The 12,224-nt window shown below is 38.9% G+C and carries 8 protein-coding genes; all 8 read left to right on the top strand.

Features of this window, described 5'->3' with window-relative positions:
* The first annotated feature begins 212 nt into the window (after positions 1–212).
* The 8 genes from NU09_RS08440 (at position 213) to NU09_RS08405 (ending at position 12,223) form a co-directional block, all read left to right on the top strand.
* A complete protein-coding gene (locus NU09_RS08440) occupies positions 213–1,472 on the top strand; it encodes a DoxX family protein (RefSeq protein ID WP_129750840.1) in 1,260 nt (419 codons plus the stop codon).
* A gap of 106 nt (positions 1,473–1,578) precedes the next feature.
* Complete coding sequence (locus tag NU09_RS08435) at positions 1,579–2,766, top strand: OprO/OprP family phosphate-selective porin (RefSeq protein ID WP_129750839.1); 1,188 nt, start codon at positions 1,579–1,581, stop codon at positions 2,764–2,766.
* 59 nt (positions 2,767–2,825) lie between these two features.
* Entirely contained in the window at positions 2,826–3,917 is a 1,092-nt protein-coding gene (locus NU09_RS08430; protein ID WP_129750838.1) for an acyl-CoA dehydrogenase family protein, read from the top strand.
* 118 nt (positions 3,918–4,035) lie between these two features.
* On the top strand, positions 4,036–4,614 hold the full coding sequence (locus NU09_RS08425; protein WP_129750837.1) for an RNA polymerase sigma-70 factor: 579 nt from the start codon (positions 4,036–4,038) through the stop codon (positions 4,612–4,614).
* Between the two features lie 99 nt (positions 4,615–4,713).
* Positions 4,714–5,652 (top strand): FecR family protein, encoded by a 939-nt coding sequence (locus NU09_RS08420; protein WP_129750836.1) that lies wholly within the window; start codon positions 4,714–4,716, stop codon positions 5,650–5,652.
* Between the two features lie 90 nt (positions 5,653–5,742).
* Complete coding sequence (locus tag NU09_RS08415) at positions 5,743–9,186, top strand: SusC/RagA family TonB-linked outer membrane protein (RefSeq protein ID WP_129750835.1); 3,444 nt, start codon at positions 5,743–5,745, stop codon at positions 9,184–9,186.
* Positions 9,187–9,198: 12 nt separating this feature from the next.
* Positions 9,199–10,629: a SusD/RagB family nutrient-binding outer membrane lipoprotein gene (locus NU09_RS08410; protein WP_129750834.1), complete on the top strand. Its 1,431-nt coding sequence runs from the start codon at positions 9,199–9,201 to the stop codon at positions 10,627–10,629.
* A 16-nt stretch (positions 10,630–10,645) separates the two neighbouring features.
* Positions 10,646–12,223 carry a calcineurin-like phosphoesterase C-terminal domain-containing protein gene (locus NU09_RS08405; RefSeq protein WP_129750833.1) on the top strand — a complete coding sequence of 526 codons (1,578 nt, stop codon included), beginning with the start codon at positions 10,646–10,648 and terminating at the stop codon, positions 12,221–12,223.
* Position 12,224 lies beyond the last annotated feature (1 nt).

Below are 12,224 nucleotides of genomic sequence, written 5' to 3'. Positions count from 1 at the left end.
TAGGCATAATAATATCAAATACACCATATTACAGGAATATATAGGCAAAACCGTTTAATTACTCCTGTTTTTAACAGATTATACCTCTAAAACATCATACTTTAAGACAGATACACTTTTTTACTACCTGCCTCTCCTATTAATATACAGGAAAAAGCCTACAACATTTTTATTATCCCAGCGTTATTTGTTTCAAAATCAAATCAACTGTAATGAATCAAACCAACACCTTAACCGCAACGCCATGGAATGGTATTACTAAATTCCTTTTCCGGTATTTTTTTGTTTTTTGTGCACTTTCAATATTTCCTGCGATAGGGAATATTTTGTTTACTATTGTAAGTAAACTGCTGAATCTTCTTTTTGACTCTGAAATCACTTACCACCCAAGTGGAAGCGGAGACACACTATATGACTATTATAAATTGATTTTTTCTCTCACAACAGCTCTTGCAGCAGCTTGTTTATGGAGCCTTATTGACAGAAAAAACAAAGAATACAAGCTTATACTATACTGGCAGGAAACTTATGTCCGCTATTACTTAGGCATGTTTATGTTGGTATACGGCTTCTCTAAAGTTATCAAAACCCAGTTCACATATCCTTCGCTAACCTCACTAATGCTGCCGTTAGGAAATAAAACACCGATGGGCCTGGCCTGGACCTTTATGGGATTCTCCGATACTTATACAATATTTTCAGGCTTATGCGAGGTTATAGGCGGATTGCTTTTAATGTACCGAAAAACCAGAACTCTGGGAGCTATAGTATGTTTTGGCGTTATGCTTAATGTGTTTTTAATAAACATGTCTTATGACGTCCCTGTTAAGCTTTTCTCATTCCAGCTTATGCTGCTTGCCGCTTTTCTTATTGGCCTTGATTATAAAAGACTCCTAAATGTATTTATATTTAACAAACCGGTAGGTACACAACTTAACCGCCAGCCTTTTAAGTCAAAAAAAGCCAACCTTATTACTCAAATCGTAAAAGGAGTAGCTATAATCGCAGCTTCAGGTTTTATGATATATAATGGACTCAGATCTCAAAAGATGGAGTATGGTGATGCATGTCCTAAACCTGCCATGTATGGCATTTATGAAGCAGAGGATTTTATAATGAATAATGACACCCTGCCACCTACTCTTACAGACACCAATAGATGGAAAAATATAGTCTTTGAAAAAGGCGATGGTGTAAATATCTTTAAAATGAATTCATCTAACTGGGGGCATCTTTTACGTTATCGTGCAGAAACCGACACCCTTAAAAAAGAAATTTCCTTTTTTAGTTATAGCGACTCTACGGAAGTAGGCAGGTTAAAATATTATAAAACCGACAGCATACATTATACTTTTGAAGGTATTTTTAAAAACGACACTATTAAATTGAATACACGTCGTAGTGATGAAAAAGATTTCCCACTAATCAGTAAAGGTTTTAATTGGGTAAACGAATACCCAGATAACAGATAATTAAAAACATACTTTAAAAAGCCCTGCTAATGCGGGGCTTTTTTATTCTACCTGTAAATGTTTTTTTCGTAATTTTAATACAATCAGCTGAAAACCAACCTTGCACATGAAAAAAACATTATCCCTATTACTTTTCTTTGTTGTTGTTTCGGCATTTTCACAAAGCAGTGAGGATACTACATTTGTAAAAGTGCGATATGGCCACAAGGGTTTTGAGTTTAATACCAGCGATAATAAATTTTTACTGCAAATTCAGGGAAGGCTACAGCTAAGACTTTCCACTCCGGGCGATCAGGACCCGGTAACTTATGACGATTACCTAACCGAAAATAAAACTGCTTTCAAAATAAACAGGGCCCGATTAAAAATAGGCGGTCATGCCTATGAACCCTGGCTTAAATACTATTTTGAATACGAATTATCACAAAGTAATCTTTTGGATTTTAGGATAATGCTTGAAAAATGGGAATTTCTCAGCTTCAAAGCAGGGCAATGGAAAGTGGAGTTTACCCGTGAGCGTTTTATAAGCAGTGGCGAACAGCAAATGGTAGACCGGTCGCTTATAAACAGGGAATTTACTTTAGACAGGCAACAGGGATTGGAAGTATACGGCCACCTTAAAGGCAAAGGGATACTCGACTTTAATTACTGGGCTGCCACTTTAACCGGTACAGGCAGGGGAAGTACCACTAACGACGACAATAACATTATGTATTTTGGCAGGGCACAATGGAACTTTTTAGGCAGGGAAGTTGGTTTTGAAGGCAGCGATTTGGAGTTTCATGAAAAACCTGCTGCTTATGTAGCTTTTGCCGTAGCAACAAATCAAAGTCCTTATACCCGATTCTCTCAGGCAGGAGGCGGCTATCTTACCAGTTTTGAAGATGGGGAACCCGGGCAATACAGGGTTAATCAAACCAATTTGGAAAGCGCTTTTTTATATAAAGGGTTTAGTGCACAAACCGAATGGCATCATAAAGACATAATAGACAAACTTAATGGTAATGCTACAACACAGCTTAGGGGCTATTATGTACAGGGAGGCTATTTTTTCCATTATCTTTTTGACTGGTTTCCTAAAAAAATGGAAATAGCTGCGCGATATGCTGAGTTTAAACCTGACACAGATTTACCTGAAAACCTGCAAACGGAAACCTCTATTGCCTGCAACTGGTTTTTTCACGGACATAAATGCAAACTAACATGCGAAGGAAGCTACTTTAGCTATCAGGACAGATCCTTACCTTATGAGGGTGGCTGGCGCTTTAGGCTTCAGCTTGATTTTTCTTTTTAACCACACATATTAAAGCTGCGTTTTTTACTTTTGCCTTGCATCAGCTAAAAAAAGTAAACATGTCTAATTTTGAGTTTAAGGATTCCTGGATAAAAACAATTAAACAACATGCGGCACAGTCGGAAAAAGACGGAAGACTGCATTCGGAAATACTTAACCTCATCTATTCCCAAAACTGGTTTAATATTTACGTCCCTAAAGCCTATGGAGGACTTGAAAAACCATTACCTGAAATACTTTTACTGGAAGAACAGATTGCCAAAGCCGACGGAAGTACAGGCTGGACTGTTACCTTATGCAGCGGAGCAGCATGGTTTGCCGCTTTTTTAGATATAGAACTGGCTAAAGAGATTTTCAGCAATCCTAAAGCCTGCCTGGCAGGCAGCGGGGCAGCTACAGGCACAGCCACACAAACCCCAAACGGTTATCTTATAAACGGAAACTGGAAATATGCCAGCGGGGCTCTTCACGCCACTCACTTTACCATGAACTGCCCTGTAAAAAACAGTGACGGCTCAGCGGTTTTAGATGAAAATAAAGAAGAACTTATACTTTCCTTTTTACTCGACAAAAAAGATGTAACCATTATACCAAACTGGCCCTCTATGGGTATGGTAGCATCGGGGAGTCATAGCTTTACCGTTACCAATATTGAAGTCCCGGCATCAAGAAGCTTTACTATAAACAGAAGCCTTAAAGCAGAAGCTCCTTATCTTAACTATCCGTTTCTGCAATTGGCAGAAGCCACACTGGCTATAAACTTTTTGGGTATGGCACTGCATTTTACCGAACTGGTTGAAGATTTGTTTTACAACAGATCGGGCATTGAAAGGTTTACTGAAGACCAAAAAGCTTTTTTTGAAAAGGAGTTTCACAGCGAGAAAGAGCTGCTTTTAACCAATCGCGAACAGTTTTATACCGCTGTAAACGAGTCTTGGGAGAGCTATATTAAAAACGATAGTGTTTCTGACGAGCTGTTGCAAGCCGTTACTCATTATAGCCGAACACTTGCACATAACGCCCGAAAGATAACCGATACACTTTACCCATACTGCGGGCTGGAAGCAGCCAAAACACAATCGGAACTTAACCGCGTGTGGAGGGATTTGCATACCGCCAGCCAGCATTCACTACTTACTTTCATGTTTTAGACTTCAGTTTTTAAAAACAGCATACAATACCAATTTAAACTTACCATAACATAAACTTAAAATAAGTTACTGGGAGTTTTTAAAGTATTGTTATTCATTTGCCTATGCTGTTTTTATCATGAGAAAAAAGCTTACTTCGTTATCAGACAGTGAATTACAAAACCTCCTGAAAGAAGGAAGTCAGGATGCTTTTGGCGTAATTTTCGACCGCTACTGGAAAAAGCTTTATAACTATGCCCATAAAATTTACAGGGAAGAAGAAATTTGCCAGGACATTGTTCAGGAAATTTTTATAAGCCTTTGGAACAATTCCGGAGAGACGGTTATCCTTAATCTTGAAGGCTATTTAATGAGAGCCGTAAAATACAGGATAGCAAACCACATACGCAGCCTTAAATTCACTCAGGAGCATGAGGACGCTCTTCTTACTATAGCCGAACCTTCAAAAACAGCTAATGATATTGAATATCGCGAATTTGAACAGGGTATACTTAATGAGATAGACAAACTATCCCCAAAATGTCGCGAGGTATTTTTACTAAGCCGTTTTGAAAACTACACCAATAGCGAAATCGCAAAAAAACTTGATCTTTCAATCCACACGGTAGAAAAGCACATAAGCAATGCGATTAAACACCTTCGCACCAATCTTGACAATTATCAACTCGCCATAATTGTTATTTCATTGTTTCTTTAATGTTACCTCAGCATCCCGTTTTTTAAGAAAACATTAAACCTAATTTTCCTACTACTTGTACTTGCCAAAAAATGTGACTTAAGGGTAAAAGCAAGAGTTTTGAAGAAAGAAGATTTAATACAGTTAGTAGAAAAATATGCCGCAGATACCTGTACGGCAGAAGAAAGAAATACAGTTGAGGCTTACTTTAAAAATTTACAGGAAACCGGAGAAGATATTCCCGATTATTTATTAGACCAGAAAAGGGATTATATTTTCAACACCATAATCACACAAACAAATACAGCTAAGGTAAAAAAACTACCGGTATGGAAACAGGCTATGAGAGTAGCAGCTTCCCTACTTATAATTGCCGCCCTTGCTTTATCATACAACTTACTTACAAAAGAAACTCCAACTATTACAGAGCTTGCAGCTAAGGGTGAAAAAAAGGAAGTACTACTGCATGACGGAAGTATAGTAGTACTAAACTCAAACAGCAGTATTACCTACCCTGAAGAATTTGGAAAAACAAGGGAAGTAATGCTTGAAGGAGAAGCTTACTTTAAAGTGCACCGCAACACTCAGCAGCCCTTTATTGTAAAAGCAGGCACGGTAGATGTAAAAGTATTGGGCACTTCATTCAACATTAATGCCTACGATACACTTAACACCAAAGTGAGCGTACTTACCGGAAAAGTACAGGTTACCGACCCAACAGGAAAAAAAGTATACCTGATTAAAAACCAACAGGCAGAATACACTGAGAAAAAAGATTTTAAACTCTCTCAGGAAAACAGCAACGATGGTATAGCATGGACACAAAACACCATAATGCTTAAAGAAACCACTCTTGGAGAAACAGCACAAATACTGGAAAATTGGTACAACGTAACAATTCAGTTTGAAGATAAAGACCTTGAAAAACTTACCATATCAGGCAAGTTTAAAGACGAGAAACTGGAAAATATACTTGAAAGCATTGCCTTCCTTAAACAGGTAAAAATAGATTACTTAACTAAAAACCAAATCATTATAAAAAGAAATATACACAATTAACCAATAAAAAAACCCGCGTCTGCTGCAACAGATACGGGCACTTACTTAAAACAAAGACTACAAACAAAATCAAATTTATAGCCTATAGTAATGGATACTAAACTACAATTTTTTTTGAATCGAATATCAAATAAATTCTTTTATTTGTTTTGTGCCGTTTTAATGGCCGCAACCAGCTTTGCAGCCCCTGAAAAAGGACAGGGACTTAACGAAAAGCAAATCACTTTAAATCTTACAAATGCTTCGGTTACTGAAGTATTTACTGCAATTGAACAAGAAACAAATTTCACTTTTGTTTTTGATGAGAAAATATCAGGTACTAACCAACGCCTTAGCATAAAAGCTGTAAACGAAAGCGTTGAGCAGGTACTTAACAAAATTACACTTAAAACAGGTTTTCTTTTCAAGAAGATAAACAACACTATCACTGTTACTAAAAAAGACCAACAAATGGTACGTGGTAAGGTAACCGATGAGGACGGCATACCTTTGCCGGGAGCTTCGGTACTTGAAAAAGGCACTACAAACAGTGTTACAACCGATATGGATGGTAATTTTACTATTACAGCAGGAAGCGGCGCTACACTTGAGGTTTCTTTTATCGGTTATGAAACTGTTGAAATAACAGCCGATGCAAACAAGGAACTTGTTATTACTCTTAACCCAAAATCTAACGAACTTAATGAGGTGGTGGTAACTGCCCTTGGTATTAAAAGGGAAGAAAAACGCCTTGGTTTCGTACAACAGACAATCAAATCTGATCAGCTTGAAACAACAACTCCTAACAACTGGTCTTCTGCCCTTAAAGGTAAAGTTGCAGGTTTAAACATAATTTCATCAGGTTCAGGGCCTCTTAACTCTCAAAATATTATCCTAAGAGGTAACAGGTCGTTAAACGTACAAAACAACAACGCACTTATCGTGGTTGATGGTGTGCCTGTAAACCAGTCGATGACAACATCAGGATCGTCATCTGCTTACATGGGTGAAGATTCACCTATCGATTACGGTAACGGTATATCAGAACTTAACCTTGATGATATTGAAAGCGTTACTGTACTAAAAGGTGCGGGTGCAGCTGCACTATATGGTACAAGAGCAGCAAACGGTGCGCTTATCATCACAACTAAATCAGGAAAGAAAAACAAAGGCCTTGGTGTAACATACAGCACAGGTGCTACATTTGATGTTATACAAAGATGGCCGGACTGGCAATATAAATACGGACAGGGCACCGGTAAATCATTTGATGCAGATGGAAACCCTTACTACTCTTACGGAGCCTCTGAAGACGGTAACAGTACAGGTGGTACAAGTAGTGCCTGGGGACCCGCTTTTAACGGACAATATTTTTTCCAGTACGACCCTACAGTAGAAGGACAGTCGCCTGAAAGAAAATTATGGCAGCCTTATGAAGATAACCGTAAAGACTTTTGGAGAACAGGTGTTACCCTTAACAACAACCTTACCGTACAGGGAGGTGATGATAAAGGTTCAATGAGACTTTCATTAGGCCACCAGAAAAATGAGTGGATAATGCCTAATACAGGTTTTGAAAGAATTACAGCTGCTATTAATGCTAACTACCAGGTTTCTGAAAGAATTAAACTTGGAACATCTGTTAACTATAGCAACAGGGCAAGTGACAATCTACCTTCAACAGGCTACAATAACGGATCTATCGCTTACTTCATGATTTTCCAAAATCCTAACGTAGATCTTGACTGGTACCGACCAATATGGCAGGACGGACAGGAAAACCTACAGCAGATACACCCGTTCAGTTCTTATATAGACAACCCTTACCTAATTGCTTATGAAGCTACAAACACACTGGATAATGACCAGATTGTAGGTAACATTTATGCAAACCTTACACTTACATCTAAATTAGACCTATTATTACGTACGGCCATCAACCAGTCTAACCAGATGAGAGAGCAAAAAAGGCCTTACAGCATTAACCGCTATGCAAAAGGTTTCTACAAACGTCAGGATATATTCAACCAGGAAGTTAATACCGATTTCTTACTTACTTACAAAGACAACTTTGCAAGCGACGTAATTTCATTCTCAGCTTCTGCCGGTGGTAACATGAGAAACCAAAAATATAGAAACATGGAAGCTGAAGTAGAAGGTCTTGTAGTACCGGATGTTTATAAGCTTACTAATGGTGTTAATGCTCCGCTTGTAAGAGCCGGTGACAGCAACAGAAAAGTAAACAGTTTATATGGTTTAGTAACATTAGGATACAAAGACATGATCTTTGTTGATGCTACGGCGCGTAACGACTGGTCTTCTACACTACCTGTACAATACAACTCATTCTTCTACCCATCGGTTAACACGAGCTTTGTATTATCGGAAATGTTTAACATGCCAAAAGCAATTGACTACTTAAAATACAGATTCTCTTATGCTCAGGTAGGTAACGATACAGATCCTTATAAAACACAAAAATATTATGGCAATAGTGATTTCCCAAGCTCGGCAATAGCACCTACAAGATTGCATAACGATCATTTCAAGCCGGAAATTACTACAAGTTTCGAAACAGGTTTTGAGCTATTTATGCTTAACAAGCGCCTAACCCTTGACGCTACTGTTTATGAAAGTAACACTAAAAACCAGATTATTAACGTACCTCTTGATTACAGCACCGGATTTAACAGTGCAGTACTTAATGCAGGTAAGGTTAGAAACCGTGGTATAGAAATTATTTTAGGAGGCAAGATAGTTGACAATCCTAAATTTAAATGGCAGTCTACACTTAACTGGTCTCAAAACTGGAACAAGGTACTTTCGTTAGCAGAAGGTATCCAGGATCAGCAGGTAATTGGCGAAGGTGGAACAGCTTCTATAATTGCAAGAGTTGGTGGTACTACCACAGCAATCTACGGTTACGGATTTGTAAGATCTCCTGACGGACAGATTGTTTATGACAGCGCAGGTTTACCGGCTTACCCGGAAGAGATTCAGTACATAGGTGATGCCAGCCCTGAGTGGAAAGCAGGTTTAACTAACGTATTTACTGTAGGTAACTTTACAGCCAGCGTTACTGTAGACGGTCAGTATGGTGGTATTATCTACTCACAAACACACCACAAATCTATGGAGCAGGGTAAATTAACCTCAACTTACTACGGAAGGGAAGATGGCTTTATAGTAGGTGAAGGTGTTGTACAAAATGCAGACGGAAGCTACTCTCCTAATACAACTCAGGCACTAACACCAGACTGGTATGCGCGTTACTACAGAAGAGCTAACATTGAGTCTAACTCATTTGATGCTTCATGGTTAAAATTAAGAGAAGTGAGCCTTGCTTACAACTTCCCTAAATCACTTATCAAAAACACCGGACTTAGTTCAGTACAGTTATCAGTATTCGGTAGAGACTTAGCAACTATTTCAGATTTCCCAATCTACGATCCTGAAACAGCAGCATTAAACGGAAGCTCATTATTACCGGGTATAGAAATGGGACAAATGCCATCTCCGGCTACATATGGCTTTAACTTAAAAGTGAATTTTTAATTTGATATGAAAATGAAAAAGATACAAATTTTAGCAGCAGGCCTTTCTTTACTTTTAATGAGTACTGCCTGTACAAGCGATTTTGAAGACGTAAACGAGAACCCTAACCTTATTGCAGAGATAAGCCCGGGTACTCTTTTAAACCCAATTATATACGGAATGTCGAGCCATTATGCGCTTCGCAGTTCAGATGTTACATTTAATCTAATGCAGGTAACAGTTCCTTTCCCGAGTGTTTCGGGAGGACTGCACCGTTATGATGTTAGTCCTAACATAGGTAACTCTTCGTGGAGTAACTCATACAAATGGCTGGCTAACATAAGGGAGATGCGTATAGCAGCAGAAAAAGCTGAAGACGAGAACTACATGGCTATTGCACTTACTCTAAATGCATGGGTATACTCTAATCTTACCGACGTATTTGGACCTGTACCAATGACTGAGGCAGTAAGGGCTGAAGAAGGCATCCTTTATCCTAAATATGATAAGCAGGAGATGATTTATGAAACCATCCTTGCCGATCTTGAGGCTGCTAACGAAATGTACAACCTTGAGGAAGATATGGCTTATGCCCCGGATATCCTTTTCAACAACGACATCCTTAAATGGAAAAAGTTTACTAACTCACTACGCATGAGATTACTTTTAAGAATCTCTAACCGTACGGAGACTAATGCTTTCCAACAGCTTACAGCAATGATTAACAACCCTGAGCAATACCCTGTTTTTGAAACTAATGCCGAGTCGGCTATACTACAGGTAACAGGAGTTGGTGCAAACGTATCTCCTTGGGGAAGACCACAGGACTTCAGGCTTAACGTTAAGATGGCTTCATTCTTTATCGACAACCTTAATACTTTTGAAGATCCAAGAAGACCACTTATCGCTACCACAGGTACCGATCTTGACAACAACAACATTGGCTATATAGGTATACCTAGCGGATATGCAGGAGCAGACTCTCAGTTTGAGTACAATGCCTCTAATTTACAGATAACTCCGGTTACTAACCCAATGCAGATTTTTATCCTTCCTTACTCTGAAGTAGAATTTATAAAGGCTGAAATGGCACAAAGAGGTTATACCAGTGATGCACAGCTACACTATGAGAAAGGTGTAAAAGCAGCAATAGAACAACTTAAAGGAACAATGCCGGCAACTTATTTTGATAACGTTGCGGTACAGTATGATGGTACTTTAGAGCAGATAATGCTTCAAAAATACTACTCACTTTACTTTGTAGACTATCAGCAGTGGTTTGAATACAGAAGAACAGGTTTACCTCAACTTCCTACAACATCGGCTATGCTTAACAATGCAGTAATGCCGTCAAGATTTACATACCCAACCGATCAGCAACTGTACAACCTGTCTAACTATCAGGATGCAGTACAAATGATTGGTGACGACGATATCAACACCAAAGTTTGGTGGGATAATTAATAGATTCAGCTAAAAAATGAAAAAACACATTTTTACTACAGGTATGCTGCTTTTTGCAGCATACCTATCTGCTCAAACCGTAAAAGGCGTAGTATATGGAGATGCTAACGGCAACGGAAAGAAAGACAAAAAAGAAGCAGGCATTTCAAACGTAGCCATAACTAACGGTCGCGATGTGGTGCTTACAAATAAAAACGGAGAATATGAACTGGCTTTAGGTAATGACGATATTGTTTCGGTTATAAAACCTGCAGGATATAATGTTCCTGTAAATGCAGATAATCTGCCTCAGTTCTTTTACATCTATAAACCGGAAGGTTCTCCAAAAACAGAATTTGCCGGAGTACAGCCAACAGGAAAGTTACCTAAATCGGTAGACTTTGGCCTTACTAAAGCACAGGATAATGAGACTTTTACGGCGCTTATTTTTGGTGACCCTCAGCCATATAACCTTGAAGAGGTTGATTATTATGCAAGAGGTGTTGTAGCCGAAGTGATAAACTCTAAAAATGTTTCGTTTGGTTTAAGTATGGGCGACCTTGTAGGTAATGACCTTAGCCTTTTTAACCCTTACATACAGGCAACAAAAAAAACAGGATTACCCTGGTACAACCTGTTAGGCAACCATGACCTTAACTTTGATGTTGAAAAGGATGAAATGGCCGATGAAACTTATGAAGCTCATTTTGGACCTGCCAACTATGCTTTTAACTATGGCAAAGTACACTTTATAGTACTGGATGACGTTATGTATCCAGACCCAAGGGATTCTAAAGGTTACTGGGGAGGTTTCAGGGAAGACCAGTTTCAGTTTATAGAGAATGACCTGAAACTTGTGCCTAAAGATCATCTTATTGTATTAGCTTTCCATATCCCGATAAGCGAGCCGGATGCTCATGATGATTCTTTCCGTGATGAAGACCGTAACAGACTTTTCAAAGTATTAAAGGATTTCCCTTATACCCTATCGCTTTCTGCCCACACGCATTTACAGCGTCAGGACTTTTTCAGCAAAGGTGAAGGCGGATGGTTACAGGAAAAACCACACCACCATTACAATGTAGGTACAACATCGGGCGACTGGTATTCAGGCAAACTGGACGAAAAAGGCATTCCAATCTCCGTTATGAGGGATGGTACACCAAAAGGATATGCTTTTATTCACTTTAACGGAAACCAGTACACTATTGACTATAAAGCTGCCGGAAAACCTAAAGAGCACCAAATGGAGGTTTTTGCCCCTAAAGTAGTGGCAAAAGGTAAAAGAACCAAAGCGGGTGTTTTTGTAAACTTCTTTATGGGAAGTAAAAATGACAAGTTAGAATACCGTGTGGACGGTGGTGAGTGGAAACATATGGAGTACACAGAAACAGCCGACCCAAGTTATGTAGAGCTTGTTTATGAATGGGACCTTGCCGAAGAGCTTATGCCGGGACGACGTTCATCTGATCCGGTTGCTAGTACGCACGTTTGGAGAGGTAACATTCCTGCTAATCTTGAAGCAGGAGAACATAAAATAGAAATTAAGGCCACCGATATGTTTGGCCAGATACATACAGCCGTTAAAAGCTACAGAATTGAAATGCCAAAATAAT

The organism is Flavobacterium beibuense (assembly GCF_004151245.1).
GTDB lineage: Bacteria > Bacteroidota > Bacteroidia > Flavobacteriales > Flavobacteriaceae > Flavobacterium > Flavobacterium beibuense_A.
This window is presented reverse-complemented; position numbering and strand designations above follow the sequence as displayed.

Excerpts from the sequence above, each read along its gene's own strand:
- NU09_RS08440 (WP_129750840.1), top strand. The coding sequence starts at position 213 with ATGAATCAAACCAACACCTTAACCGCAACGCCATGGAATGGTATTACT.
- NU09_RS08435 (WP_129750839.1), top strand. The coding sequence starts at position 1,579 with ATGAAAAAAACATTATCCCTATTACTTTTCTTTGTTGTTGTTTCGGCA.
- NU09_RS08430 (WP_129750838.1), top strand. The coding sequence starts at position 2,826 with ATGTCTAATTTTGAGTTTAAGGATTCCTGGATAAAAACAATTAAACAA.
- NU09_RS08425 (WP_129750837.1), top strand. The coding sequence starts at position 4,036 with ATGAGAAAAAAGCTTACTTCGTTATCAGACAGTGAATTACAAAACCTC.
- NU09_RS08415 (WP_129750835.1), top strand. The coding sequence starts at position 5,743 with ATGGATACTAAACTACAATTTTTTTTGAATCGAATATCAAATAAATTC.
- NU09_RS08410 (WP_129750834.1), top strand. The coding sequence starts at position 9,199 with ATGAAAAAGATACAAATTTTAGCAGCAGGCCTTTCTTTACTTTTAATG.
- NU09_RS08405 (WP_129750833.1), top strand. The coding sequence starts at position 10,646 with ATGAAAAAACACATTTTTACTACAGGTATGCTGCTTTTTGCAGCATAC.